Source organism: Micromonospora sp. CPCC 205554 (genome assembly GCF_036902745.1).
In the GTDB taxonomy this organism is placed as follows: Bacteria; Actinomycetota; Actinomycetes; order Mycobacteriales; family Micromonosporaceae; genus Micromonospora; species Micromonospora tulbaghiae.
The window spans coordinates 69,556-94,730 of record NZ_JBAKHP010000002.1; the positions used below are offsets into that span (position 1 = coordinate 69,556).

Annotated in this window: 23 protein-coding genes; 7 read left to right on the forward strand and 16 right to left on the reverse strand. The window is 73.8% G+C overall.

The genetic code is table 11. From position 1 onward, the window contains the following. Window position 1: 1 nt before the first annotated feature. Window positions 2-1,786: a hypothetical protein gene (locus V6U82_RS03355; protein ID WP_334459125.1), complete on the reverse strand. Its 1,785-nt coding sequence runs from the start codon at window positions 1,784-1,786 to the stop codon at window positions 2-4. Continuing rightward, the gene (locus tag V6U82_RS03360) at window positions 1,744-3,690 is read right to left on the reverse strand and encodes a hypothetical protein (protein ID WP_442933417.1); all 1,947 of its coding nucleotides are present in this window, start codon (window positions 3,688-3,690) and stop codon (window positions 1,744-1,746) included. The genes V6U82_RS03355 and V6U82_RS03360 overlap by 43 nt, the downstream gene beginning before the upstream one ends. Before the next feature lie 156 nt (window positions 3,691-3,846). Here V6U82_RS03360 and V6U82_RS03365 point away from each other — a divergent pair, with 156 nt between their 5' ends. Further along, the gene (locus tag V6U82_RS03365) at window positions 3,847-5,037 is read left to right on the forward strand and encodes a hypothetical protein (protein WP_128138061.1); all 1,191 of its coding nucleotides are present in this window, start codon (window positions 3,847-3,849) and stop codon (window positions 5,035-5,037) included. A 627-nt stretch (window positions 5,038-5,664) separates the two neighbouring features. Here V6U82_RS03365 and dxs read toward each other — a convergent pair. Genes dxs through V6U82_RS03385 form a run of 4 tightly spaced genes read right to left on the reverse strand, consistent with a single transcriptional unit; the run spans window position 5,665 to window position 12,147 of the window. Beyond that, window positions 5,665-7,608 (reverse strand): 1-deoxy-D-xylulose-5-phosphate synthase, encoded by a 1,944-nt coding sequence (gene dxs, locus V6U82_RS03370; RefSeq protein ID WP_334459126.1) that lies wholly within the window; start codon window positions 7,606-7,608, stop codon window positions 5,665-5,667. A gap of 58 nt (window positions 7,609-7,666) precedes the next feature. Further along, window positions 7,667-8,833, reverse strand: a complete 1,167-nt coding sequence (locus V6U82_RS03375; protein WP_334459127.1) for an anhydro-N-acetylmuramic acid kinase — start codon at window positions 8,831-8,833, stop codon at window positions 7,667-7,669. A gap of 9 nt (window positions 8,834-8,842) precedes the next feature. Further along, complete coding sequence (locus V6U82_RS03380; protein WP_334459128.1) at window positions 8,843-10,099, reverse strand: class I SAM-dependent RNA methyltransferase; 1,257 nt, start codon at window positions 10,097-10,099, stop codon at window positions 8,843-8,845. Then, a complete protein-coding gene (locus V6U82_RS03385; protein ID WP_334459129.1) occupies window positions 10,096-12,147 on the reverse strand; it encodes an APC family permease in 2,052 nt (683 codons plus the stop codon). Before V6U82_RS03385 ends, V6U82_RS03380 begins: the two co-directional genes overlap by 4 nt. A 158-nt stretch (window positions 12,148-12,305) precedes the next feature. Between V6U82_RS03385 and V6U82_RS03390 the strand changes: the two genes are divergently transcribed. Next, window positions 12,306-12,971: a potassium channel family protein gene (locus V6U82_RS03390; protein ID WP_128138399.1), complete on the forward strand. Its 666-nt coding sequence runs from the start codon at window positions 12,306-12,308 to the stop codon at window positions 12,969-12,971. A 3-nt stretch (window positions 12,972-12,974) separates the two neighbouring features. Next, entirely contained in the window at window positions 12,975-13,664 is a 690-nt protein-coding gene (locus V6U82_RS03395; protein WP_262013542.1) for a potassium channel family protein, read from the forward strand. 7 nt (window positions 13,665-13,671) lie between these two features. Here the strand turns inward: V6U82_RS03395 and V6U82_RS03400 are convergent, their stop codons facing one another. The 4 genes from V6U82_RS03400 to dut all read right to left on the reverse strand — a co-directional run bounded on the left by V6U82_RS03400 (window position 13,672) and on the right by dut (window position 16,041). Continuing rightward, window positions 13,672-14,352, reverse strand: coding sequence for a DUF3159 domain-containing protein (locus V6U82_RS03400; RefSeq protein WP_334459131.1), 681 nt, complete (start codon window positions 14,350-14,352; stop codon window positions 13,672-13,674). Then, window positions 14,349-14,729, reverse strand: a complete 381-nt coding sequence (locus tag V6U82_RS03405) for an OB-fold nucleic acid binding domain-containing protein (protein WP_334459132.1) — start codon at window positions 14,727-14,729, stop codon at window positions 14,349-14,351. Before V6U82_RS03405 ends, V6U82_RS03400 begins: the two co-directional genes overlap by 4 nt. Before the next feature lie 168 nt (window positions 14,730-14,897). After that, a complete protein-coding gene (locus V6U82_RS03410; protein ID WP_334459134.1) occupies window positions 14,898-15,518 on the reverse strand; it encodes a DUF3710 domain-containing protein in 621 nt (206 codons plus the stop codon). Between the two features lie 25 nt (window positions 15,519-15,543). After that, window positions 15,544-16,041, reverse strand: a complete 498-nt coding sequence (gene dut, locus V6U82_RS03415; protein WP_199733147.1) for a dUTP diphosphatase — start codon at window positions 16,039-16,041, stop codon at window positions 15,544-15,546. An 85-nt stretch (window positions 16,042-16,126) separates the two neighbouring features. On the opposite strand from dut, the gene V6U82_RS03420 reads away from it, so the two are divergent. Beyond that, window positions 16,127-16,618, forward strand: a complete 492-nt coding sequence (locus tag V6U82_RS03420; RefSeq protein WP_334459136.1) for a DUF3093 domain-containing protein — start codon at window positions 16,127-16,129, stop codon at window positions 16,616-16,618. 44 nt (window positions 16,619-16,662) lie between these two features. Here the strand turns inward: V6U82_RS03420 and V6U82_RS03425 are convergent, their stop codons facing one another. Both V6U82_RS03425 and V6U82_RS03430 read right to left on the reverse strand, forming a co-directional pair. Further along, window positions 16,663-17,469, reverse strand: a complete 807-nt coding sequence (locus tag V6U82_RS03425; protein WP_435121198.1) for a hypothetical protein — start codon at window positions 17,467-17,469, stop codon at window positions 16,663-16,665. 214 nt (window positions 17,470-17,683) lie between these two features. Continuing rightward, the gene (locus V6U82_RS03430) at window positions 17,684-17,980 is read right to left on the reverse strand and encodes a DUF4193 domain-containing protein (RefSeq protein WP_013284790.1); all 297 of its coding nucleotides are present in this window, start codon (window positions 17,978-17,980) and stop codon (window positions 17,684-17,686) included. A 439-nt stretch (window positions 17,981-18,419) separates the two neighbouring features. Here V6U82_RS03430 and V6U82_RS03435 point away from each other — a divergent pair, with 439 nt between their 5' ends. Continuing rightward, entirely contained in the window at window positions 18,420-18,935 is a 516-nt protein-coding gene (locus V6U82_RS03435; protein WP_181726776.1) for a LytR C-terminal domain-containing protein, read from the forward strand. Window positions 18,936-19,005: 70 nt separating this feature from the next. Here the strand turns inward: V6U82_RS03435 and V6U82_RS03440 are convergent, their stop codons facing one another. Further along, on the reverse strand, window positions 19,006-19,827 hold the full coding sequence (locus V6U82_RS03440; protein ID WP_334459146.1) for an inositol monophosphatase family protein: 822 nt from the start codon (window positions 19,825-19,827) through the stop codon (window positions 19,006-19,008). Window positions 19,828-20,113: 286 nt separating this feature from the next. Here V6U82_RS03440 and V6U82_RS03445 point away from each other — a divergent pair, with 286 nt between their 5' ends. Both V6U82_RS03445 and V6U82_RS03450 read left to right on the forward strand, forming a co-directional pair. Further along, window positions 20,114-21,715 carry an RNA polymerase sigma factor gene (locus V6U82_RS03445; protein WP_334459147.1) on the forward strand — a complete coding sequence of 534 codons (1,602 nt, stop codon included), beginning with the start codon at window positions 20,114-20,116 and terminating at the stop codon, window positions 21,713-21,715. 244 nt (window positions 21,716-21,959) lie between these two features. Next, window positions 21,960-22,193 carry a DUF7455 domain-containing protein gene (locus tag V6U82_RS03450; RefSeq protein ID WP_013284786.1) on the forward strand — a complete coding sequence of 78 codons (234 nt, stop codon included), beginning with the start codon at window positions 21,960-21,962 and terminating at the stop codon, window positions 22,191-22,193. 120 nt (window positions 22,194-22,313) lie between these two features. Here V6U82_RS03450 and V6U82_RS03455 read toward each other — a convergent pair whose 3' ends face one another. The 3 genes from V6U82_RS03455 to V6U82_RS03465 all read right to left on the reverse strand — a co-directional run bounded on the left by V6U82_RS03455 (window position 22,314) and on the right by V6U82_RS03465 (window position 25,136). Next, complete coding sequence (locus V6U82_RS03455) at window positions 22,314-24,035, reverse strand: DEAD/DEAH box helicase (RefSeq protein ID WP_334459654.1); 1,722 nt, start codon at window positions 24,033-24,035, stop codon at window positions 22,314-22,316. Between the two features lie 191 nt (window positions 24,036-24,226). Beyond that, window positions 24,227-24,877 carry a trimeric intracellular cation channel family protein gene (locus V6U82_RS03460; RefSeq protein ID WP_194802997.1) on the reverse strand — a complete coding sequence of 217 codons (651 nt, stop codon included), beginning with the start codon at window positions 24,875-24,877 and terminating at the stop codon, window positions 24,227-24,229. Window positions 24,878-24,917: 40 nt separating this feature from the next. Then, window positions 24,918-25,136 (reverse strand): DUF3039 domain-containing protein, encoded by a 219-nt coding sequence (locus V6U82_RS03465; RefSeq protein ID WP_013284783.1) that lies wholly within the window; start codon window positions 25,134-25,136, stop codon window positions 24,918-24,920. Between the last annotated feature and the right edge of the window lie 39 nt (window positions 25,137-25,175).

A 25,175-nucleotide genomic window follows, 5' to 3' on the forward strand; every position in this document is an offset into this window, starting at 1 on the left:
GTCACCCGACGAGCGGCCGGACGTCCCACAGGTATCCGCCGGGCACGTCCCGGCCGGGGCCGACCAGCGCGTCCACAGTGGCGCGTACCGGGTCGCCGGGTGACGAGTCGGCCTGCACCAGTGCCGCCGCCCGCCAGTGCCGCAGGTCGTCGACCGCCTGCCGGCGTTCCGTCTCGCCGACCGGCGGTACCCGGCCGGTCTCGGCGACCCGCCGCAGCAGCAGCGACGTGGGCCGGTCCGGCGCGCCCCAGCGGGCGGCCGGGTCGGTGGCCGACCGCGGGCCGATGAAGTAGCCGCCCGGTGCGTCGAACGCCAGCGCGGTGCGCGCCGACCAGAACATGGCGGGGCTGACCGCCGCCCCGGTCACCGGCGGCACCGGCACCAGCGTCCGGCCCGCCGGCACGTACTCCCGCCAGCCGCCGCCGGACACCACGGCCGGGACCGGCGGGACCGGCACCGTGCGGATCGGCGTCGGCGCCAGCGGCAGCAGCGCGGCGGCGACCGCGCCGGCCCACGGCGCCCAGATGCGCACGCCGCCGCGCCGGACCCGGTCCACTGCCAGCGCCAGCAGCACCCCGAGCACCGGTACGCAGACCAGCGCGAACCGCGCGGGCACCACCAGGTCCAGCAGCGGCACCCCGGCGAGCAGGCGGTACGGGCCGGGCAGCCCGGTGTCGTGCCGGTTCACCACCACCGGGGAACCCAGCGACAGCAGCGCGAACAGCAGCCCGCACGCGGCGAGCGCGCGCACCAGCGGGCGCTGCCACAGCCGCACCACCACGAGTACGGCCAGCAGCGGCAGGAACGGCCCGAAGAACGAGTTCTGCTCGGTCGGGTTCGGCGACAGCAGCCCGGCCCGGCGGGCGTCCCCGGCGACCGTCTGCCGGGCGGTGGTGGCGAACGAGACCACGTCCAGCCGGTAGCCCTCGGTGTGGAACGGCATCCCGCGGTAGTGGCCCGGACCGGCGAACTGGAACCACAGCGGGTACGCCAGCAGCACGCCCGCCACCAGTGCGCCGACGCCCAGCCGCCGGGCCACCACCGGCGCCAGGCGACGGGCGGCGGCCCGGTCGGCGAGCGCGTACGCCCCGGCGAACACCCCGGCGGCCAGCGCCAGGAAGACCAGCACCTCCTCGCCGAGGAACACCTGGTAGGCGACGGCCAGCCCGAGCAGCACGCCGTCGCGCCGGACCTGGTCGGTGGCCGGGCGGAACACCAGCGCGAGGATCACCGGCACCAGGAACTGGGCGGCCATGTGCAGGTGCGCCCCGGCCTGCGCCACCATGCCCGGGGCGAAGCCGCAGAACAGGCCGCCCACCGCGGCGGCGGCCCGGGAGCGGACCAGCCGGCGGGCGAGCAGCGCGTACCAGGCGGTGGCGGTGCCGGCGAGGCTGAGCGTCACGGCGACGAGGAAGGCCACCTGGGAGCCGAAGACGACGGTGACCGGGGTGAGCGGCACGCCCAGCCCGAGCACCGACGTGTTCGCCATCAGGTTCACCCCGTCCGGGGCGTTCAACGCGCCGCTCCAGAGCGGGTTCTCGCCGCCGGTGACGGCACGGGCGGCCCGGGCCAGCATCCACTCGAACAGCATCTGGTCGCCGGCCTGGTGGAACAGCCGTTCCGGCCGGCGCCACTGGCCGGTGGTGAGCAGGACGGCGAGACCGAGGTAGCCGGCCACGACCAGCACGTCGACCGGGCGGGGCCGACGACGGCGGGGCGCGGGGGCGGGAACCGCCGGTTCGGTCAGGCGGACCGGCTGGTCAGTTTCCGCACGTCCCACAGCCACACGTCCAGCTCCTGCCGTCCGGGGCCGACCAACTGCTCCACGGTGCGGCGCAGCGGCTCGGCGTTCTGCTCGTCGCGCGGCAGCACCACCACCGCCGCGTTCCAGTGCCGCAGCTCGTCCAGGTAGCGACGGCGCTGCCGATCGTCCAGCTTCGGCGTGCGGCCGGTGGACGATACCTCCCGCAGCATCTCGCCGATGCCGCTGGGCCGGCCGCCGAAGCGCCCGGGGTCGCCGGTGACGCCGTTGCGCGGCGCGAGGAAGTAGCCGCCGGGGATCTTGAAGTCGAGGTTGGTGCCGGCCGCCCAGCGCATCGGGTCGGTGTTGCCCATCGCGGGCACCGGCACGGAGACGAGCGTCTGCTCCGGCCCGACGTACTTGCGCCACCGGTCGGCGGTGATGAACTCCGGCACCGGCTCCCGCGTGGTGACCCGCAGCGGCATCGGCGCGATCGGCAGCAGCGCGAGGACCAGGCCCGCGGCGGTGAGCTTGCGGGCGGTCCGCCGGTCCACGCCGCGCAGCGCCCAGGCGCGCCGGACCGCGTACGCGAACAGGATCGCCACCGTCACGCCGGTGATCAGGCCGAAGCGGGTCGGCACCACGGCGTCGAGCAGCGGCAGCCGCACCAGCAGCTCCCACGGGCCGGTGGCGATCTCCCGGTCCCACCAGGAGATCCGCTCGCCGAGGGAGAGGACGGCGAAGAACAGCCCGGTGGCGGCGAGCGCGCGGACGATCACGTCCCGCCGCAGCCACACCACGATGCCCACGACCAGCAGCGACAGGCTCCAGCCGAAGAAGGCGTTCTCCTCCGAGTAGTTCGGCGCGAGGTTGACGTTGGCGCGTTCGTTGCCGCCGAACGTGGGCGAGCCGGGCGCGAAGAACGCGGCGATGTCGTTGCCGTAGTCGCGCACCGCGTCGCTGAGCCCGTGGTACGCCATCGGCCCGGCGAACTGCACCCACAGCGGGTACGCCAGCAGCGCCCCGGCCAGCGCCGCGCAGACCGCCAGCCCGGCGCCGAGTGGCCGCCAGGCGGTCGTCCACCGCTCGCGCTGCTGCACCACCACGGCGATCAGGAACACGCCCAGCGCGAGCGCGGTGAAGAGCAGGATCTCCTCGTTGATGAACGCCTGCGCGGTGACCAGCAGCGCCAGCAGCACGCCGTCGCGGACCGGCCGGGCCGACCGGGTCAGCACCAGCACCCGCCACACGATGAACGGCAGCAGGAACTGGCTGATGATGTTCGGGTGCCAGTTGGCGTGCGACAGCATGGCCGGCGAGAACCCGCAGAACCAGGCCGCCACGGCGGCGGCGGGGCGGTGCCGGATCAGGTGCCGGGACAGCACCCGGTACCAGGCGGCGGCGGTGCCGGCCAGTCCGAGCGTGACCAGCGTGACGAAGGAGACCGCCGGTCCGAACAGGAGGGTCACCGGCACCATCGGGATCCCCAGCGCCAGGATGGCGGTGTTCGCCATCAGGTTGACGCCGTCGGGGTAGTTGAACTGCTCGGTGAAGAACGGGAACTCGCCGTGCAGCACCACCCGTACCGAGTGGGCCAGGAAGAACTGCACCTGCGCCGGGTCGCTGCTGTAGAGCGCGGCCACCCGCCCGGCCGGGTCGACCCAGATGCCGCTGGTGACCCAGATCGCGGCGAGCAGGAATCCGCCGTACACGGTGAGGTCGATCCGGCGGCGGGTCCACCGCCACCGGCGCGCGCGCCGTGCGCCCGGCGTGGCCGGCGCCTCCGGCTCGGTCGGCGCTTCCGGCGTGGTCGGCGTTTCCGGCGTGGTCGTGGTCGCCCGCTCCGGCTCGGCGATGGTGACCGGTGGTGGGTCCAGGGTGACGGCGCGGTGGCCCGTCGGGGCGGCGGCGTCCGGCGTCGAGGCGCCGCGGGTCTCGGCAGGCGTCACAGTCGGCGGAGTCTACCGGAGCCGGATATTGGTACCCGAATCGCCCGTCACGTTCCGCAGTGGCCGATCGGCCGAAAGGGTGAGCCGGGCGCGGCCGGGTGACGGGTCGTCTCGTACCATGTGGGCTTCCGACCGACGACCGGCGAGGGGATCAGGGTGCTTTCAGCCCGCCGAGGCGCTACGACGGGCACCGCGCTGGCAGCTCTGCTGCTGGTCACGGTCGGTTGCGGACCGGTCGCCGAACGGCGGCCGGCGGACCTGCGGGTCGGCTACGACAGTCTGGACGGCACCCTCGCCGTGTGGCCGCCGCGCGGCAGCCTGGCCCGCGACGCCGACGCCACCGCCGCGATCACGACAGCGGTACGCGACTGGCGCTCCCCGGTGGACGACCGGGTGCACGTGCCCACGTCCGGCATCCTCTTCTCCGGTCAGGTCGCCGGGTCGGCGCTCGCGCTCGTCGCCGCCGACGTGCCCGGTGAGGCCGCCTCCTGGCTGCTGCAACTCGACCGGGACGGGCAGCGCTGGCGGGTGGTCCACGCCACCGAGTACACCGACCCCGGTTACCTGGTCTACTCCGACGTGCTGCCGGTGCGGGAGCCGGACGGCCGTCGCTACCTCACCTCGGCCCGCGTCGAGCGCCTGACCGGGCCCGACGGCAAGGTGCTCGGCAGCACCGACGGCGTCACCGACCCGGTCGCCGTACCGGCCTGCCGGGCCGTCGAACTGACCGCGACGCTGCGGCCCACGCCGTCGCTGCCGCGCGGCCGGGCCGCGGACCGCGTCCTCGATCTGGGTACGGCCACCGAAGCGCCCCGCTACCCCCTGGTACGCGACGAGACGGGCGCCGGCAAGCGCGCGCTGACCGGACTGGACACCTGCGTGCTGGCCGGTGAACGGGGTCCGTTCGGCAGCGTGCCGCGCCGCATCGGCGACCGCGAGGCGCCCCGCTCCGCGCCGGAGTCCTGGCCGATGGCGAAGATCGCGACGCGGTCGCTCGGTTCGGTGGCTCTCGGCGAGGGCGAGCCGGGCGAGTTGGAGCAGCTCAGCTGGGAGACGCCGGCCGGGACGATGACAGCGGTGGTCTACCGTCCGGCCGACGGCGGCACTCCGGTGGCCTCCCCCGCCGACCGGTCCACCACGCTTCAGGCGTACCACCTGCCGATGCCGGGCCGGCCGCTGGCGGTGCTGTCCTGGCGCACCCGGGACGCCTCGTTCTCCGCCCCGCCCGGCACGACCCGCCTGGTCGACCGTCCCGGCCTGGTGGTGGTCGAGCACACCGACCAGAGGCAGACGTTCAGCCTGGCCGGCACCGAGAAGACCTGGTACCGCTCACTCCCCACCCCCTGACCGGCGCTTCCTCGCCCCGCCGCCGCCCACCCCGTCGATCATGAACTTGACGGCGACAAACCGGACACGAACCACCGCCAACCTCATGATCACCCAACCGGCTCGGTGATCAAGGAGTTTGTGTCATCCGGGAGGCCCTCCACGCACCCGAACTCCTTGGTCAACAGGGCGGGCAGGGGCGGGGCGGGAGGTGCCGTCGGGGCGCCAACCGTGGCGCGTGTAGAACGCGCGGGCCCGGGTGTTGCGCTCCCACACCTCCAGTACGCCCAGGGCCAACCCTTCGCCCTCAAGGTGCCCCACGAACAGCGTGTGCAGCGCACTCCCCACGCCGAGGTGATCGCCGCCGCCCAGCCCTCCCGCTGCTCCCGGGCCAGCTCCGGAGTGAGGACCTCCCCGACCGGCAGCCCGCCGGCCCCGTAGTAGGCGACCCGCGCCCGGCTGTGCACCTCGACGATCCCCGGAAGATCCCCCAGCCCCGCCTCGCGCACCTCCACGAGCCCTCCCTCCACGTCAAGGCCCCTGACGATCTTGCGACTGCGGCCCCCCGCAATCGGGCGAAGCCGACATCAGGAGGGCCGCAAGTGCAAGATCAACCAGCGAAGCACGCCCGAGGCGCGCGCGGAGTGGTCAGCTCTGGGCTCGGGCTCCGTTCGTCGCCGGGTCGACCGGGGCGGCGTCCAGGCCGGAGATCCAGCCGGTGACGTCGCGCGCCACGTCCTGCGCGGTCAGCCCCAGGTCGCCCAGGATCTGCGCGCGGGTGCCGTGCGGGTGCCAGTCGGCCGGTACGCCGAGGTCCTTGACCGGTACGCGGACGTCCGCGTCGCGCATCGCCTGGGCCAGCGCGGAGCCGACGCCGCCGATGCGCACGCCGTCCTCGACCGTCACCACGAGCCGGTGACCGGCGGCCAGCTCGACCAGTTCGGCCGGCACCGGGCGCACCCAGCGCGGGTCGACGACTGTGACGCCGTACCCCTGCTCGGCGACCCGGGCGGCGACCTCGACGCCGAGACCGGCGAACGAGCCGACCGCGACCAGCAGCACGTCGGTACGCGCCGACTCGGCCAGCACGTCGACCGGGCCGACCCGGCGCACGGCGGGCAGGTCGGCGGCGACGGTGCCGGTCGGGAAGCGCAGGATGGTCGGGCCGTCGTCGACGGCGACCGCCTCGCGCAGCTCCTCGCGCAGCGTGGCCGAGTCGCGGGGTGCGGCGATCCGCAGGCCGGGCACCACGCCGAAGACCGACATGTCCCAGATGCCGTAGTGGCTGGGCCCGTCCGGGCCGGTGATGCCGGCCCGGTCCAGCACGAACGTGACCGGCAGCTTGTGCATCGCCACGTCCAGCAGCACCTGGTCGAACGCCCGGTTGAGGAACGTGGCGTAGACCGCGACCACCGGGTGCAGGCCGCCCATGGCCAGGCCGGCGGCGGAGGTGGCCGCGTGCTGCTCGGCGATGCCGACGTCGTACACCCGCTCGGGGTACTTGCGGGCGAGTGTGGCGATGCCGGTGGGCTCGGCCATGGCGGCGGTGATGCCGACCACGTCCGGGCGCTCGTCGGCGATCGCGACCAGCTCGTCGGCGAAGACGTTCGTCCACTTCACCGACGGCACGGCGAGCAGCTTGCCGGTCTCGGCGTCGAACGCGCCGGGGCCGTGCAGGCAGTCGGCCTCGTCGTCCTCGGCGGGACGGTAGCCGTAGCCCTTGCGGGTGACCGCGTGCACGATGACCGGGCCGCCGAAGTTCTTCGCGGCGCGCAGCGCCGCCTCGACCGCCGGCACGTCGTGGCCGTCGACCGGGCCGACGTACTTGATGCCGAGGTCCTCGAACATGGCCTGCGGGGCGACCGCGTCCTTGATGCCCTTCTTGACCGCGTGCAGCACCTCGTACATCGGCTTGCCGACGAACGGGGTGTTGCCCAGCGCGTCCTTGACCGTGTCGAGCACCTTCTCGTAGCCGGGGTTGAGCCGCAGCGACGACAGGTGGTCGGCGAGGCCGCCGATGGTCGGCGAGTAGGACCGGCCGTTGTCGTTGACCACGATGACCAGCGGGTTGCCGGCGGTGGCGATGTTGTTCAGCGCCTCCCAGCACATGCCGCCGGTGAGCGCGCCGTCGCCGACCACGGCGACCACGGAGCGCTTCTCGCCGCGCAGCGCGTACGCCTTGGCCAGGCCGTCGGCGTACGACAGGGCGGTGGAGGCGTGCGAGTTCTCGATCAGGTCGTGCTCGCTCTCCGCCTGGCTGGGGTAGCCGGAGAGGCCACCACGCTGGCGGAGCTTGTCGAAGCCCTCCTGCCGGCCGGTGAGGATCTTGTGCACGTACGCCTGGTGACCGGTGTCGAAGAGGAGCCGGTCACGCGGGGAGTCGAAGACCCGGTGCATCGCCAGGGTCAGCTCGACCACACCGAGGTTGGGGCCGACGTGCCCGCCGGTGCGGGAGACCTTGGCGATCAGGAAGTCACGGATCTCGGCGGCGAGGATGTCCAGCTGCTCGGCGGTCATCCGCTTCACGTCCTGCGGGCCGCGGACGGTGCCCAGCAGCCGACCGTGGTTGGCCGTGCCCTCTTCAACACTCATGACCGGAGAGTCTATCGGCCGCGGAACAGTCCGCAGCCCGGCCGTGCATCGACCCAGGTCAGGCGTCGACCACCAGCCGCCGGGGCGCGGGTGGGCGCGGCGCCGCGGCGGACGGGCCCGCAGGGGTCCAGGAGCCGAGCACGGCGGCCCGGGACGCCCCGGTCACCGAGGGCACCGCGCCCGGCAGCCCGTGCCAGGACAGCCAGCCCAGCAGCGCGAACGCGTACGCCTCCTTGGCCTGGGCGGGCACACCGAGCTCGTCGGTGGTGCGCAGCCGCCACCGCCCCTCGCCCAGCGCCGCCAGCCGCGCCCGGAGTGTGGGATTGCGCACTCCCCCGCCGGCGGCCACCACCTCGGTGACCCGGTGCCGGTCGCACGCGTCGGCCACCGTGCGGGCGGTCAGCTCGGTGAGCGTGGCCAGCACGTCGTCGGCGGCCACCGGCTCGCCGAGCGCGACAAGCGCCGCGTCCAGGTAGCCGCCGTGGAACAGTTCCTTACCAGTCGACTTGGGCGGCGGCGCGGCGTAGTACGGCTCGGCGAGCAGCCGGGCCAGCAGCGCCTCGTGCACCCGGCCGGCCGCGGCTCGCGCGCCGTCGACGTCGCAGGGCCGGTCCAGGAAGCGCCGGGCGGCGGCGTCCAGCAGCGCGTTGGCCGGGCCCACGTCGTACCCGAGGACGGGTGCTCCGGGCGCGACGACGGTGAGGTTCGCGATGCCGCCCAGGTTCAACGCGGCGCGGGGTGCAGCACCAGCGGCCGGGTCGAGCAGCAGCGCGTCGAACGCCGGGACCAGCGGCGCGCCCTGGCCGCCGGCCGCGACGTCCGCCGAGCGCAGGTCGTGCAGCACCGGTACGCCCACCCGGGCGGCCACCCGGGCCGGCGCGCCGAGCTGGAGCGTCCCGCGCACCCGGCCGTCCTCGACCCAGTGGAAGACCGTCTGACCGGGCGACACGACCGCGTCGGCCGCTCCCCCGGCCAGTTCGACGCCGACGGCCGCCGCCTCCGCGAACACCTCGCCGAGCCGGTTGTCCAGCCGGCAGACCGCCTCGATCGTGGTGGCCGCCGGGGGCAGCAGCGCGCCGATCCCGGCCCGCAGGTCGTCCGGGTACGCCAGCTCCCGGTGCCCGAGCGGCCGCAGCCGCAGCGTGTCGCCGTCGGCGGTGAACTCGGCCGCGACCACGTCCACACCGTCGTAGGACGTGCCCGACATCAGCCCGACGATCTTCATCGGGTCAGGCTAGCCAGGCAGGAACAGGCCCACCAGCTCCACGTGCTGGGTCATCGGGAACAGGTCGAAGCCCCGCAGCGCGGCCAGCCGCCAGCCCGCCTCGGTGAACGTGCGCACGTCCCGGGCGAACGCGGCCGGGTCGCAGGCCACGTACGCGACCGCACGCGGTCCGGCGGCCGCCACCGCACGGACCACCGGGGCGCCCGCGCCGGAGCGCGGCGGGTCGAGCACCACGAGGTCGACCGGGCCGGTGATCCGCCGCCGGGACAGCGCGGTCTCCACCCGCGCCGCCACCACCTCGACGCCGGCCAGGCCGGCCAGGTTCTCCCGGGCCGCGGCCACCCCGTCCGGCGCCGACTCGACGAGCGTCACCCGGGCGCCGCCGGCCCGTCCGGCGAGCGCGGCGGCGAACAGGCCGGCCCCGCCGTACAGGTCCCAGGCGGTCTCGCCGGGCCGCGGGTCGAGCAGGTCGAGGACCGCGCCGGTCAGCGCGTCCGCCGCCGCCGGGTGCACCTGCCAGAACCCGGAGGCGGGCAGCGTGAAGGACCGCCCGGCCGCCGTCTCCCGGACCCGCTGCGGCCCGCTCACGGCCGTCGGAACCCCGTCGGTGTACGCGACCACGGCGACGTCCCCGCCGGTGCTGGCGACCGTCTCCACCGCGTCGGCGTCCGGCCAGCGGGCGCCGGTGGGCGGGAGCACCGGCAGCTCCTGGATCTTCGGGTGCGCGATCAGGCACCGCTCGATCGGCACCACCTCGTGCGAGCGGTGCTTGAGCAGCCCCGCCCGGCCGGCCGCGTCGACCGCGTAGCGGACCCGGGCACGCCAGCCCAGCGGCCCGCCGGGCAGCGCCTCGACGCGTACGCCGAGCGCGTCGATCCGCTCCGCGGTGAGGCCGCCCAGCCGGGTGAGCTGCTCGCGCACCACTGCCAGTTTCCAGTCGAGCTGGGCGGCCGGGGCGACGTGCTGGAGGTCGCAGCCGCCGCACCGGCCCGGCCGGGCGTACGGGCAGGGCGGGGTGACCCGGTCCGGCGAGGCGTCCAGGATCTCCACCGCGTCGGCACGGGCGAAGCCCCGGTGCAGTTCGGTCACCTCGGCCACCACCCGCTCGCCGGGCAGCGCGTGCCGGACGAAGACCACCTGCCCGCCGGCCCGCGCCACACAGTGCCCGCCCGGCGCGACCGCGTCGACGGTCAGCTCGACCCGCTCGGCCTCCTCCAGCCCGGGCCGCTCCGCCGACGCGGCACCGGGACGATCTACGGCGCTCACTGCCGCTCCTCCCGATCGGCGGAGGGCGTGGACGCCACCGGCGGCGGCAGCGTGCTCTGCGGCGCCACCCGGGGGCCACGTGCCGGGCCGCGGCTGAGCGCGTCGTCCAGCCGGTCCAGGTTCTTGCTCGCGGTGGAGGCGAGCTGCCACGGCACGCTGGTCACCATAACGCCCGGCTCGAACAGCAGCCGGCCCTTGAGCCGCAGCGCGCTCTGGTTGTGCAACAGGTTCTCCCACCAGCGCCCCACCACGTACTCGGGAATGAAGACGGTGACCACGTCGCGCGGCGACTCCCGGCGCACCGACGCGACGAAGTTGAGGATCGGGCGGGTGATCTCCCGGTACGGGGAGTCGATCACGGTGAGCGGCACCGGCAGCTCGCGGCGCTCCCAGTCGGCCTGGAGGTCGCGGGTGTCCTGCTCGTCCACGTTCACGGTGACCGCGGTGAGCGTGTCCGGCCGGGTGGCCCGGGCGTACGCGACGGCCCGCAGCGTCGGCTTGTGCAGCTTGCTGACCAGCACGATGGCGTGGTTGCGGGCGGGCAGCACACCCCGCTGCTCGGTCGGCTCCAGCTCCTCGGCGATCCGGTCGTAGTGGCGGCGGATGCCGAGCATCACCACGTACATCACGGCCATCGCGACGATCGCGATCCAGGCGCCGAGCAGGAACTTGGTGGCCAGCACGATGATCAGCACGACGCCGGTCATGGCCATGCCGAACGTGTTGATCGCCCGGGAGCGGATCATCCGGCGGCGCGCCTCCGGGTCGCGTTCGCGGCGCAGGTGCCGGTTCCAGTGCCGGATCATGCCGGCCTGGGAGAGCGTGAACGAGACGAACACCCCGACGATGTAGAGCTGGATGAGCTTGGTCACCTCGGCCTGGAAGCCGACGATCAGCACCACCGCGAAGACGGCCAGGAAGAGGATGCCGTTGGAGAACGCCAGCCGGTCGCCGCGGGTGTGCAGCTGGCGGGGCAGGTAGCGGTCCTGCGCGAGGATCGAGCCGAGCACCGGGAAGCCGTTGAAGGCGGTGTTCGCGGCCAGGAACAGGATCAGCGCGGTCATCCCGGCGACCACGTAGAGCAGCACCGAGCCGCCGCCGAACACGGTCTCGCCGAGCTGGGTGGTGACCGTCTTCTGCACGTACCCGTCCGGGCCGGAGATGATCTGGGTGCGCGGGTCCTCGACGAACTGCAGGCCGGTGAGGCGGGCCAGCCAGATGATGCCGACCAGCATGGCCACCGCGATGCCGCCGAGCAGCAGCAGCGTCGTCGCCGCGTTCTTCGACTTCGGGCTCTTGAACGCCGGTACGCCGTTGGAGATCGCCTCCACGCCGGTGAGCGCGGCGCAGCCCGAGGAGAACGTGCGCAGCAGCAGGAACACCAGCGCGAACCCGGTGACGCTGTGCTCGGCCTGGATCTCCAGGCCGGCGCTCGGCGCGCGCAGGTCGTCGCCGAGCACGAAGACGCGGATCAGCCCGGTCAGCAGCATGCCGCCGATCACGATCACGAAGCCGTACGTGGGGATGGCGAAGGCGGTGCCCGACTCGCGCAGGCCGCGCAGGTTGATCGCGGTGAGCAGTACCACCGCGCTGACCGCGATGAGCACCTTGTGGGTGGCCACGAACGGCACCACCGAGCCGAGGTTCGCCACGCCGGAGGAGACCGAGACGGCGACGGTGAGCACGTAGTCGACGAGCAGCGCGCTCGCCACCGCGAGGCCGGCCTTGGGACCGAGGTTGACCGTCGCCACCTCGTAGTCGCCGCCGCCGGAGGGGTAGGCGTGCACGTTCTGCCGGTAGCTCGCCACCACCGTCAGCATGACCACGACGACCGCGAGCGCGACCCACGGCGAGAAGATGAACGCCGAGGCGCCGGCGATGGACAGCGTCAGGAGGATCTCGTCCGGGGCGTACGCCACGCTGGAGAGCGCGTCCGAGGCGAAGACCGGCAGCGCGATGCGCTTCGGCAGCAGCGTGTGCTGGAGGCGGTCGGACCGGAACGGTCGACCGAGGAGGAGTCGCTTCAGCAGCGAGGTGGGTCGGGCCACAACCGCCAAGCGTACGACCACCGGGTCCGGGGCGCGGGGGTGGTCGATCCGGCCCGCGTGCGGCCGCGCGGTACGGTTCGGTCCCCCGTCCGGTAGAGGGACGTGGCAGGCTCGCAGGCGACGGGTCGGCGGGCGGCGCCGTGGGAGGAGCGGACACCGTGCATGTGGTGATCATGGGCTGCGGCCGGGTCGGGTCGACCCTGGCCCACAGCCTGGAGTCGCGTGGGCACTCGGTGGCGGTGATCGACCAGGACGCGGACGCGTTCCGCCGTCTCGGGCCGGACTTCGCCGGCGTCACGGTCACCGGCGCGGGCTTCGACGGCGAGGTGCTGCGCCAGGCCGGCATCGAGCGGGCCGACGCGTTCGCGGCGGTGTCCAGCGGCGACAACTCCAACATCATCTCGGCCCGGCTGGCGCGGGAGACGTTCGGCGTGTCCCGGGTCGCCGCCCGCATCTACGACCAGCGCCGCGCCCAGGTCTACGAGCGGCTCGGCATCCCCACCGTGGCGACCGTCCGATGGACCGCCGACCGGATGCTGCGCCACCTGGTCCCCGAGGGCAACGTGGAGATCTTCCGCGACCCGACCAGCACCGTCTCGATCATCGAGGTGCCGGTGCACAAGGACTGGATCGGCCGGCCGCTGCGGCAGCTGGAGCAGGCCGTCGGCGCCCGGGTGGCCTACCTGAACCGGTTCGGGATCGGCACGCTGCCCACCGCCTCCACGGTGATCCAGGAGGGCGACCAGGTCTACATGCTGGTGACCGACGACATCAACGGCCCGGTCACGTCGGTGGCGGCGGCGCCGCCGGAAGGGGGGCACTGAGCCATGCGGATCGCCATCGCCGGCGCCGGCAACGTGGGCCGCTCGATCGCCCAGGAGCTGATCGACAACGGCCACCAGGTGATGCTGATCGAGCGCCAGCCGAAAATGCTGCGGCCCGACCGGGTGCCGGCCGCCGACTGGGTGCTCGCCGACGCCTGCGAGCTGGCCAGCCTGGAGGAGGCCGACGTGGCCGGGTGCGACGTGGTGGTGGCCGCCACCGGCGACGACAAGGTCAACCTGGTGGTGTCGCTGCTGGCCAAGACCGAGTTCGCGGTTCCCCGCGTGGTGGCCCGGGTCAACCGGGCGGAGAACGAGTGGCTGTTCACCGAGCAGTGGGGCGTGGACGTCGCGGTGAGCAAGCCGCGGGTGATGGCGGCGCTGGTCGAGGAGGCGGTCACAGTCGGCGACCTGGTCCGGCTGATGACGTTCCGCCAGGGCGAGGCGAACCTGGTCGAGATCACGCTGCCGCCGACCGCGCCCTACGTGGGCCAGCCGATCCACGCGGTGCCGATCCCCCGGGACGCGGCGCTGGTGGCGATCGTGCGCGGCAAGCGGGTGCTGGTGCCGACCCCGGACGACCCGATCGAGGCCGGCGACGAGCTGGTGTTCGTCTGTACCGCGGCGGTGGAGGACGACGTGCGCGCGGTGATCCTCGGTCCGGCCAGCGCGGACCGGCACCGGGACCGCGCCTGAGGCGGCGTCAGGAGCCGGGCAGCGGGGTGGGTGCGGCCTCCCGGGTGACCCGGCGCACCACCCACACCGTGATCAGCAGCAGCAGCGCGTACGGCGGGTAGCCCAGGGCGAGCCGGGCCACGCCGAGGGCGGTGTCCTGGTGGGCCAGGTAGAGCCCGGCCTGCACGCCGACCTTGGCCAGCCACACCACGCCCCAGAGCACGGTGAGCTGGGTGAAGGTGCGTACCAGCTTGGGGTCGTCGCGCCACTCGGAACGGCCCTTGGCCACCAGCACCGACCAGATCCAGCCGACCAGCGGCTGCCGGATCGCGGCCGACAGCAGCAACGCCAGGCCGTACCCGATGCCGTAGAGGATGCCCGGCAGGTAGAAGTCGCGCTCGTCGCCGGTGCGCAGTGCCAGCAGCGCGCCGATGCCGACGCCGAACAGCCCGTTCACCGCGTGCCGCACCGGCTTGCGCTGGGCCAGCCGAAGCCCGGCGATCAGCAGCGCCACCGCCACCGAGGCGTACACGGCGGGCCGCAGCTCACCGATCACGTTGGCGACCACGAAGACCACCACCGGGATGCTCGACTCGACCAGCCCGCGCCATCCGCCGAGCTGGTCGGCCATCTGCTCGGCGAGGCTGGGCAGCCGCTCCTCGTCCTGCGGGCCGAGGCCCGACGGGGTCTGCTGCTGTCCGGTCGTCACTTCGGCGACTCCAGCTCGTAGTACGGGTTGTAGATCACCTTGCGGTCGTCACGCACGGCCACCCGGCCGCGCGCGGTCAGGTGCCGGCCCGGCTCGATCCCGGCGATGTGCCGGCGGCCCAGCCAGACCAGTGTCACCACGTCGTTGCCGTCGTAGAGGTCGGCTTCCAGCGTGGGCAGGTTCGTGCGGGGCGTGTAGACGACGGTACGCAGCCGCCCGGCCACCGACACCACCTGACCCCGGTTGCACTGGTGGGTGGGCGTGCCGCCGGACTCGGCGCTCTCCCGGCGCAGCTCCTGCGCCTCGATCTCGGCCTCGCTCGCGGTGAGCCGGTGCAGGAGCCGCCGCAGCGACCCCCGGCTCTCGTCGGTCGTCATGACCTCCGCGTCACCCTCTCCACAGCGGGGCCCCGCGGGCGGCGGAACCGTCCCGCCAGCGTACGCGCAGTGGCCCGCCGGCGGGAGCGGCGTGGCGCGTACCGCCGCCCGGGACCGGACACGCCGCGGGCCCGGTGTCGGACGACGCCGGGCCCGGGCACGTGCGGATCAGACCTCCTGCGCGTCGGCGGCCTGCTGCTCGGCGACCTCGCGGGGCAGCCGCAGCGGCAGCGGCTCGCGCACCGGCTTGGCCTCCTGGCCGCGGTCGACGACCAGGCCGTCCAGGCAGGCCGCGAGCGGACCGGCGGCGGCCGGGTCGGCGGCGGCCGCGCCCTGGAAGACGCCGCGCACCATCCAGCGCGGGCCGTCGATGCCGACGAACCGCAGGTCGGTCGGCCCGTCCGGGGTGCGCACCCGGGCGCGCAGCTCGGGCCCGTGCTCCCCCTCGACCTCCTGGGCGGTCGCGCCGTCGCTGACCAGCGACTGGCGGATCTCCTCGCGCACCTCGTCCCAGATGCCCTCGGAACGGGGCGCGGCGAAGACGCCGAGCTGGAGCGCGTTCTGCCCGTGCACCAGCACCACCTGCTGGATCACGCCCTGCGGGTCGGCCTGGACCCGCACCTCGACGTCCGGCACCGCCGGGATCTGCAGGCTGCCCAGGTCGAGGCGAGGCGCGTCGGGGGCCTCGCTGACGTCGTACGGGCCGCGGTCCGGCGCCGACGGGGTCTCCTCGGCGTCGAGGACCCCATTGTCACGCGCCTCGTCGGCCCGCTTCCGGGAGAAGATCACTGCGCCCACCCTCCGCTGTTCACAATCACCCTGCCACCTCTTCGCTCTGCCCGCCGGACGGCGCCGGGACCAGCCCGGCGTGCCCGCCGGTGGACCCGTGCCCGCCCGTGCCACGCCGGGATCCGGGCAGCTCGGCCACCGGCCGGAACTCGGCCCGGGCGACCCGCTGGACCACGAGCTGCGCGATGCGGTCGCCCCGGCTGATCTTGGCTGGCGTGTCCCGATCGTGGTTGATCAGGTTGACCAGGATCTCACCCCGGTAGCCGGCGTCGACCGTACCGGGCGCGTTGAGCACCGTCACGCCGAGTCTGGCCGCAAGTCCGGATCGGGGGTGCACCAGCCCGACGTAGCCGTCCGGCAGCGCCACCGCCACGCCGGTGGGCACCAGGGCCCGGCCGCCGGGGGGCAGCTCGACGTCCGCGGCGGCCACCAGGTCCGCCCCGGCGTCGCCGGGATGGGCGTACGCCGGCAGTGGCAGCTCCGGGTCGAGCAGCCGTACGGGCACGGGTACGACGTCTGTCACGGTCATCCTCTTCCGTCCGGTCCTGCGGGGTGCCCCTGCCATCCTGCCGGTTGCCGGGCCGCTCCCGCGCCGTACCCTCGTCTGTGTGCGTCAGTCGTCATCTCCGGCCGCCCCGACGGCCACCGCCGCGCCGTACGCGGAGCGCCTCGGGCTGCCCTGGTGGGCGTGGCCGCTCGGGCTGGCCGCGGCCGGTCTGCTCGCGGTCGAGCTGTGGATGGGCGCGACCGGGGTGCGCGCCTGGCTGCCGTTCGTACTGCTGATCCCCGCCGCGGTGGCCGCCCTGTGGTGGCTGGGCCGGATCCGGGTCGAGGTGCGCGACGGCGAGCTGCGGGTGGACGACGCCCACCTGCCCGTGCGGTACGTCGCGGACGTGGTGCCGCTGGACGCGGCCGGCCGGCGCGAGGTGCTCGGCGTCGGCTCCGACCCGCTCGCCTTCGTGGTGCAGCGCCCGTGGATCGGGGGCGCGGTGCAGGTGGTGCTGGACGACCCGGCCGACCCGACGCCGTTCTGGGTGGTCAGCACGCGGCACCCGGTCCTGCTGGCGACCGCCCTGCTGGCCGCCCGCGACGCGGCCTGACGGTCCGGCGCGGCCCGGCCTCGGGCCGGTCCCGGCGCGGCCGGTCAGGACGGCGCCTCCGGCAGGGCACGCGCGGTACGCCGCAGGTCCTTGCGCAGTTGCTCGCCGAGCGCGCGGGTGGCCCGGCGGTTGAGGTAGCCGGCCACGGCGGCGCCGGTCAGGAACGGCCCGAGCGTGGTGAGGTTGCGCCCGAATCGGCGCATCAGGCTGTCCCGCAGCTCCCGGCGGGCGGCGGTGCCGAGCACCGCGCTCACCCCGACACCCGGCATCATCGGGTTGACTCCCCGCTGGGTGGCCCAGGACTGCACGAGCGCCACGGCACGGCCGGTGCCGCCGGCCGGCAGCGGCACCCGGTGGACCTCGTGCAGCTCGCCGATCAGCTTCAGCTCGATCGCCACCACGGCCACCGTCTCGGCGGCCAGCAGGACGGGCGCGGAGAGAAGCGTGGGCGTGACCGCCCACTCGACCGCGGCGACCCCGCCGCCCGCGGCGCCGACTCCGGCGGTGGCGCGGGACGCGTTGCGGACCAGCCGGTCGGCGAGCGCGTCGTCGTCCAGGCCGGGGAAGTGCCGCCGCAGGGTGGCGAGGTCGCGGATCGGCACGTGCGGGGCGACCTCGGCGACCGTGTCGGTCATCCAGCGCACCGCGGCACGGGGCTTGAACAGGTCGGTGATCCCACGGGCGCGGGCCTGCCCGACCAGCCGGGCCAGCAGTTGCCGCCGGCGGGCCGGCGCGATGTCGTCGGCGGTCAGGGCGGCGACGGTGGCGCCCAGCTCATCGGTGTCCGGGCCGGTCGGATCGGGCGTCGTGCCCGCGCCGGCCGGTCCCCTGTCCGGTCCTGCCGCCGTCACGTCCGGCCCGGTCGGTGCCGGCCTGGCCGCCGGAGCCGGGGTCCGGTCGGCGCCGGTCCCCTCGCTGCGCTCGCTCACCCGTCCGCCCTCCCGCTCCGCGCGGCGTGGCAGCCGCCCGTAACGAGTCAAGCAGCTATCGGCCGCGCGCGCACGGCGGCGGCTCGAACAGCGGCGGCCCCGTCGAGGAGGCCGCCGCTGGTGTCCCCGGCCGGGATCAGACGCACTCGCGGCAGATCAGGTCGCCGTTGCGCTCGACCGCCAGCTGGCTGCGGTGGTGGACCAGGAAGCAGCGGGCGCACCGGAACTCGTCCTGCTGCATCGGGAGGACCTTGACCGTGAGCTCCTCGTCGGCCAGATCGGCGCCGGGCAGCTCGAAGCTCTCGGCCACCTCGGCCTCGTCGACGTCCACGGCGCCCGACTGTGAGTCGACCCGCCGGGCCTTGAGCTCTTCCAGGCTGTCCTCGCCGAGGTCTACCTCGTCGCGACGCGGGGCGTCGTAGTCGGTGGCCATCGGTTTCACTCTCCAATATCGATATTGTCGCTGCCGGTTGTAACGCCGGACGACACCGTTTCGGTTCCCCTGACCGGCCACCATCTCTGTCGGGCACCCGACCCGACGAGCGGTGGGCCGGGCCCGCCGGTACGAAATGCCCCCGGTGAGCGCGGAACCTTACCCCCCCTGTGGGCGAGGCATGTATACCGCCCTCGCGGGAGAGATGTACGCCTCTGCGCCCGAAGTTGTTCCCAATGTGACTCAGGCGACACGAAGATAGGGGTAGTCCTACCGGTTCACCGCGTGGCGCGCCGGTATGTCGGACTGTTTCCACGCCTGAGCCGGACAAGCGTTAACCTCAGCGGCGTACTGGACGGCCGACCGGTCGCGGCCCGACCGCGTCGCCCGCCACCACCCAATCACTGTCCGGGGAGCGCCCAGGATGAGTTTTGCGCGAGTGCGGGCACTCGTTGTCGTCGGACTGCTGGCGGTCGTCGCCCTGGTCGTCGTGGTCGTCGCCGTGCTGAAGGACAGTCAGGGCACAGCCGGTACGGCGGCCGCCTGCCCGGACGGCTGGCCGCTGGTCGACCTGCGGCTACGGGAGCAGAAGGACGTCAAGATCAACGTCTACAACGCCACCGACGAGGCCGGCCGGGCCGGCAGCGTCGCGGACGACTTCCGCAACCGTAAGTTCCAGGTCAAGAAGGTCGGCAACGAGAAGAAGGCGTTCGACGGCGTGGCCCAGTTGCGGTTCGGGCCCAAGGCCGTGGGCTCGGCGCACCTGCTGCGCGCGTACTTCCTGAACGAGGCCAACCAGGATTTCGACGCGAACCGCAAGGACGACGTGGTCGACGTGGTCCTGGGCAACCAGTTCCAGCAGCTCGCCACCACCACCGAGGTCAACCAGTCGCTCGGCGACCTGGGCGCGCCGCAGGCGCCGCCCGAGACCTGCCCGATGCCGATCGAGAAGTAGGCGGCGGGCGCGACGACGACACAGGGCGGTCTCTCTCCGGGGAGGCCGCCCTGTCGCGTGTGCGCCGCCGTCACGGGCCGCCGGAGGCGTCCAGGTCGACCAGCCGGTCGTGCAGCGGCCCGTGCAGCGCCGGCGGCGCGGCGAGCACCAGGTCCGGGCCGGGCGGGCGGCCGGACAGGCCGGTCACCAGCAGCCCGGCCTCCCGGGCGACCAGCCCGCCGGCGGCCAGGTCCCAGTCGGCCAGACCCTTCTCGTAGTACGCGTCCACCCGCCCCTCGGCGGCCAGGCAGAGGTCGAGCGCGGCGGCGCCCATCCGGCGGATGTCCCGGATGTGCGGGATCAGCTCGGTCACGACCCGCGCCTGGTGTGCCCGGCGGCCGGCCTCGTAGCCGAACCCGGTGGCGACGAGCGCCTGCCCGAGGTCCGTCGCGGTGGAGCCGTGCAGCCGCTGCCCGTCGCGCCAGGCGCCGCCACCCAGCGTCGCGGTCCACTCCTCGCCGGTGACGACGTTGCGGACCACTCCGGCGACCACCTCGCCGGCCACCTCGGCGGCCAGCGAGACGGCGCAGTACGGCAGCCCGTACAGGTAGTTCACGGTTCCGTCGATCGGGTCGAGGATCCAGCGCACGCCGTCGGGGTCGGCGGGGCCGCTGTCGCCCGCGCCGTACTCCTCGCCCAGCACCGCGTCGCCGGGCCGCCGCTGCCGCAGCGCGGCGACCACCTGCCGTTCGACCGCCCGGTCGGCGGCGGTGACCACGTCGGTCACCGTGCTCTTGGTCGCGGCCACCGAGACGCCCTCGACCCGCATCCGGTACGCGGTGGCGGCGGCCTCCCGGGCCACGTCGACAGCGATCGTGAGCAACTCCCGCGCCGTGGGCGTCGAGGTGATCATGTCTCTCCCCTTCCGGCACGATCGGGACCGGCCGTCTCGTGCGCGGGTATCATCCTTACAAAGTCCACATCTGCGCCGAATCTGCGGTCCCGGACCGCAGGTCCGCCGTGCGGCGCGGGATGATCGCGGCAGACGGCGTTACAATTCACCCTGCCCACGCGCCACGGACCGCCAGCGACCGGACGGCCCGGGACACGGGGGTCCTCAACGACTCGCCCGGCGCGGCCGTCCCATGCTGCGCCGGACGACCCGGCCGTGCTCGCTCTTTCGCCTCCGGAAGGTCTTCGTGACAGATCCCCGCCAGACCGGCGCCGACGTTCGCTCGCTCACCGACACCCTGATCGCCCACGCGCAGAGCGCCGGCGGCCAGCTCACGTCGGCCCAGCTCGCGCGCACCGTCGAGTCCGCTGAGGTGACCCCGGCCCAGGCCAAGAAGATCCTCCGCGCGCTCTCCGAGGCGGGCGTGACGGTGGTGGTGGACGGCTCGGCGAGCACCCGCCGCCGCGTCGCCGCCGCCCGGTCCGCCACCCCGGCCTCCCGCGCCACCACCGCCAAGACCACCAAGAAGGCCGCCGCGCCCGCCCCAAAGCAGGCGCCCGCCGCCGACGAGTCGCCCGCCCCGGCCCCCCGGAAGGCGACCGCGCGCAAGGCCACCACCGCCGACGTGGCCAAGGCCGCGGCCCCGGCGAAGGCCACCAAGGCGACCCGCGCCACCAAGGCCACGGTGGCGGCGAAGACCGCCGCGGCCAAGCCGGCCAAGGCCGGTGGCAAGACCGAGGGCCCCGACGGTGAGATCGACCCGGAGGAGCTGGCCGCCGAGATCGAGGACGTGGTGGTCGAGGAGCCGGCCGAGCTGACCCAGGCCGCCGAGGCCGACGCGGCCAGCTCCGCCACCGACAACGACTTCGAGTGGGACGACGAGGAGTCCGAGGCGCTCAAGCAGGCGCGCCGGGACGCCGAGCTGACCGCCTCCGCCGACTCCGTGCGGGCGTACCTGAAGCAGATCGGCAAGGTGCCGCTGCTCAACGCCGAGCAGGAGGTCGAGCTGGCCAAGCGGATCGAGGCCGGCCTCTACGCCGCCGAGCGGCTGCGCGCCGCCGACGAGGGCGAGGAGAAGCTGGTCCGCGACCTGCAGCGCGACCTGATGTGGATCTCCCGGGACGGCGAGCGGGCCAAGAACCACCTGCTGGAGGCCAACCTCCGCCTGGTGGTCTCGCTGGCCAAGCGCTACACCGGTCGCGGCATGGCCTTCCTCGACCTGATCCAGGAGGGCAACCTGGGCCTCATCCGCGCCGTCGAGAAGTTCGACTACACCAAGGGCTACAAGTTCTCCACCTACGCCACCTGGTGGATCCGCCAGGCCATCACCCGCGCCATGGCCGACCAGGCCCGCACCATCCGCATCCCCGTGCACATGGTCGAGGTGATCAACAAGCTCGGCCGGATCCAGCGCGAGCTGCTCCAGGACCTGGGCCGCGAGCCCACCCCGGAGGAGCTGGCCAAGGAGATGGACATCACACCGGAGAAGGTGCTGGAGATCCAGCAGTACGCCCGGGAGCCCATCTCGCTGGACCAGACCATCGGCGACGAGGGTGACAGCCAGCTCGGCGACTTCATCGAGGACTCCGAGGCGGTCGTCGCGGTCGACGCGGTGTCGTTCTCGCTGCTCCAGGACCAGCTCCAGCAGGTCCTCCAGACGCTGTCCGAGCGTGAGGCGGGCGTGGTGCGCCTGCGTTTCGGCCTCACCGACGGCCAGCCGCGCACTCTGGACGAGATCGGCCAGGTGTACGGCGTGACCCGGGAACGCATCCGGCAGATCGAATCCAAGACCATGTCCAAGTTGCGGCACCCCTCGCGTTCCCAGGTGCTCCGCGACTACCTGGACTGACCGCGCACGTCAACAAATCGTGCCGGTTTGATCACCAGCCGTAGAACACTGATCGGTGACCGGTCGGTTGCCTGTTTGTGATCGTTGACGTGGCACCCTTGGTGCACGGCACACTGTCCTCCACGCCAGGTGTGACCTCGGTCCCCCGCGGGCACACAGGGAAGGCAGGGCCCGAGATGGGTGTTGCACGATAGGTGAGCAACCGAAGAGAGTGTTCATCGGTGACGACCAGAGGAGGAAGGCGATGACCCCGACCCTCACGCCGCCGCCCGAGACGGTGAGCCCCCCGGCCGCCGATGAACGGTGCGACCGCTGCAATGCTGCCGGCAAGCTCCGGATCACTCTGGCGGGTGGGAGCGAGCTGGTGTTCTGTGGGCACCACGCGAACAAGTACGCGGAGGATCTCGTGAAGATCACCGTGCGCTACGCGTCGGACCCGGAGTTCAGCTGGCGTGGCGCCGATCTGATGGCGAACTGAGGTCCGACAGGAAGTCCATAACCCGACATGACCGGCCGGAGGCACCCGCAAGGGGAGCCTCCGGCCGGTTTTTCGTGCCCGGCCGGCCCGTGCCCGGCCGACGCGTGCCCGGCCGGCCCGTCAGAGGGTCTGCACGGTGGCGATGCGCTCTTCGAGCTGCTCGATCGTGGCCTGCGCGCTGGGCGGGCCGCCGCAGATCCGGCGCAGCTCGGCATGGATCTTGCCGTGCGGCTGGCCGGTGTGATGGTGCCGGGCGGCCACCAGGGCGTTCAGCTGCCGCCGTAGCGCCACCCGGCGCTGGGCGGCACTCATCGGTGGGGGCGCCGCCGCCGGGGCCGCAGCGGCCGGCTCAGCGGTCCGCTGGGCGGCCCGGCGCTTCTGCGCGGCGAGCTGTTCGGCCTGCCGCTTGGTGAGCAGCAGCGAGACCTGGTCGGCGGTGAGCAACCCGGGCAGGCCGAGGTATTCCTCCTCCTCCGGCGTACCGGCCTGGGCGGCGGTGCCGAACGACGCCCCGTCGAAGATCACCTGATCCAGCTCGGCGGTCGCGGAGAGCGCGGCGAAACGCTTCTCCAGCTCCCCGCTCGCGCCGTCGTCGCGCTGGGCACGCTCCAGCAGGTCGTCGTCGAAGCCCTCGCGGTCCTTCGGCTTGCCGAGCACGTGGTCCCGCTCGGCCTCCATCTCGCTGGCGAGCCCGAGCAGGTGCGGCACGCTGGGCAGGAACACCGACGCGGTCTCGCCGGAGCGGCGGGCCCGGACGAACCGGCCGATCGCCTGCGCGAAGTACAGCGGGGTGCTGGCGCTCGTCGCGTACACGCCGACGGCGAGCCGGGGGATGTCGACGCCCTCGGACACCATCCGCACCGCGACCAGCCACCGTTGCCGGGAGGCGGCGAACGTCGCGATCCGGGCGGACGCGCCCTGGTCGTCGGAGAGCACCACGGCGGCCTTCTCACCGGTCACCTGCTCCAGCAGCTTCGCGTACGAGCGGGCCACCTGCTGGTCGCTGGCGATGACCAGGCCGCCCGCATCAGGCATGCCGTTGGCGCGCAGCACGCTCAGCCGGGCGTCGGCGGCGCGCAGCACCTGCGGCATCCAGTCGCCGGCCGGGTCCAGCGCGGTACGCCACGCCTGGGCGATCAGGTCCTGCGTCATCGGTTCGCCGAGGCGGGCGGCCAGCTCCTCGCCGGCGTTGGTGCGCCACCGGGTCTCCCCCGAGTACGCCAGGAACAGCACCGGCCGGACCACGCCGTCGCGCAGCGCGTCGGAGTAGCCGTAGACCGAGTCGGCGCGGGAGCGCAGCAGCCCGTCGCCGCCGCGCTCGTAGCTGACGAACGGGATCGGGTTGTCGTCGGAGCGGAACGGCGTACCGGTGAGCATCAGCCGGCGTACCGCGGGCTCGAACGCCGCCTTGACGCCGTCGCCCCAGGTACGGGAGTCGCCGGCGTGGTGGATCTCGTCGAGGATGACCAGCGTGCGGCGGGTCATGGTGCGGCGCCGGTGCACCTGCGGCGCCATGCCCACCTGGGCGTAGGTGACCACCGCGCCGTGGAAGTCGGCCGCGGAGTGCAGGTCGGCGTTGCGGAACGCGGCGTCGAGCTGGATGCCGACCCGGGCGGCGGCCTGCGCCCACTGGGTCTTCAGGTGCTCGGTCGGCGCGACCACGGTGACCGCCTCGACGCTGCCGTCGGCGAGCAGCTCGGCGGCGATGCGCAGCGCGAACGTGGTCTTACCGGCGCCGGGCGTGGCGACCGCGGTGAAGTCCTCGGTCCGGCGGCGCAGGTATTCCACGAGCGCCTTGCGTTGCCAGGCGCGCAGGGGCGGGAACGTGTCGAGCGCCGGCATCCGCGGTGGCACGCGTAGCTCCTCTCCGCCGCGGACGGCGGCGGGCCCGACCGGGGCCACGGGAGCCGCCGCCCATGAAAACGCCCTCGCGCATCCGGTGCCGCGAAGGCCGGTTCAGCATAACCAGCGCGGGCCGTACGCCCCACTCGACGCCACGCCTGTCACATCCGCCCACCCCGGCGCACGGCGGGTCAGGTCAGTGGTCCCCGGGTGCCGGTGCGCGGCGGCCGCATCGTCGCCACCGGGGCGGACCAGCGGCGGCGCAGCGCGATCAGGCGCAGCCCGAACACGAACAGCGCGGCGCCGGTGAGCGGCACGGCGGTGGCCTGTCCGCACGCCGACAGCAGCGCCACCGCGATCGAGCCGGCGAGCGCGGCGAGCGCGTAGATCTCGCGGCGCAGCACCACCGGGATCTCGCCGGTGAGCAGGTCGCGGCCCAGCCCACCACCGATCGCGGTGAGCATGCCGATCATGCAGGCGCCGACGGCCGGCACGGCGGCGTCGAGGGCCTTGAGCGTGCCGGTGACGGTGAACAGGCCGAGGCCGGCCGCGTCGAGCACCAGCACCGTGGTGCGCAGCCGGGCGAGTTGCGGGTGCAGCCAGAACACGGCGGTGGCGGTGACGGCAGCGGTGGCGGCGTAGCGCCAGTCGGCGAACGCCAGCGGGGGTACCTCGTCGATCGCCAGGTCGCGGAAGATGCCGCCGCCGAGCGCGGCGACCACGCCGACGAAGACCACCCCGAACAGGTCGAGCCGTTTCGCCACCGCCGCGGAGGCGCCGGAGGCGGCGAAGACCGCCACGCCGGTCAGATCGGCGAGCAGAAGGGCGGTGGAGGTGGTCACCGCCGCAGGTTACGTCCAGGGGCGGCGGAGCCGCCCGGGATCACTCGGCGTACGAGTCGTAGATCTCCTTGCACTTCGGGCACACCGGCGAGCCCGGCTTGGCCGCCTTGGTGACCGGGAACGTCTCGCCGCAGAGCGCGACCACGTAGGTGCCCATGACGGCACTCTCGGCGATCTTCTCCTTGCGGACGTAGTGGAACATCTCCGGACCAGTGTCCGCGTCCTTCAGCTCGGGACGCTCGAGAACCTCTGTGCTCACGACTACACCTCCGGCGTTCCAGTTTTGCAGGTCGGTCCG

Excerpts from the sequence above, each read along its gene's own strand:
- V6U82_RS03455 (WP_334459654.1), bottom strand. The coding sequence starts at position 24,035 with ATGCCGGCGCTCGACACGTTCCCGCCCCTGCGCGCCTGGCAACGCAAG.
- V6U82_RS03375 (WP_334459127.1), bottom strand. The coding sequence starts at position 8,833 with ATGAAGATCGTCGGGCTGATGTCGGGCACGTCCTACGACGGTGTGGAC.
- V6U82_RS03395 (WP_262013542.1), top strand. The coding sequence starts at position 12,975 with ATGCGGATCGCCATCGCCGGCGCCGGCAACGTGGGCCGCTCGATCGCC.
- dxs (WP_334459126.1), bottom strand. The coding sequence starts at position 7,608 with ATGAGTGTTGAAGAGGGCACGGCCAACCACGGTCGGCTGCTGGGCACC.
- V6U82_RS03440 (WP_334459146.1), bottom strand. The coding sequence starts at position 19,827 with ATGATCACCTCGACGCCCACGGCGCGGGAGTTGCTCACGATCGCTGTC.
- V6U82_RS03450 (WP_013284786.1), top strand. The coding sequence starts at position 21,960 with ATGACCCCGACCCTCACGCCGCCGCCCGAGACGGTGAGCCCCCCGGCC.
- V6U82_RS03430 (WP_013284790.1), bottom strand. The coding sequence starts at position 17,980 with ATGGCCACCGACTACGACGCCCCGCGTCGCGACGAGGTAGACCTCGGC.
- V6U82_RS03405 (WP_334459132.1), bottom strand. The coding sequence starts at position 14,729 with ATGACGACCGACGAGAGCCGGGGGTCGCTGCGGCGGCTCCTGCACCGG.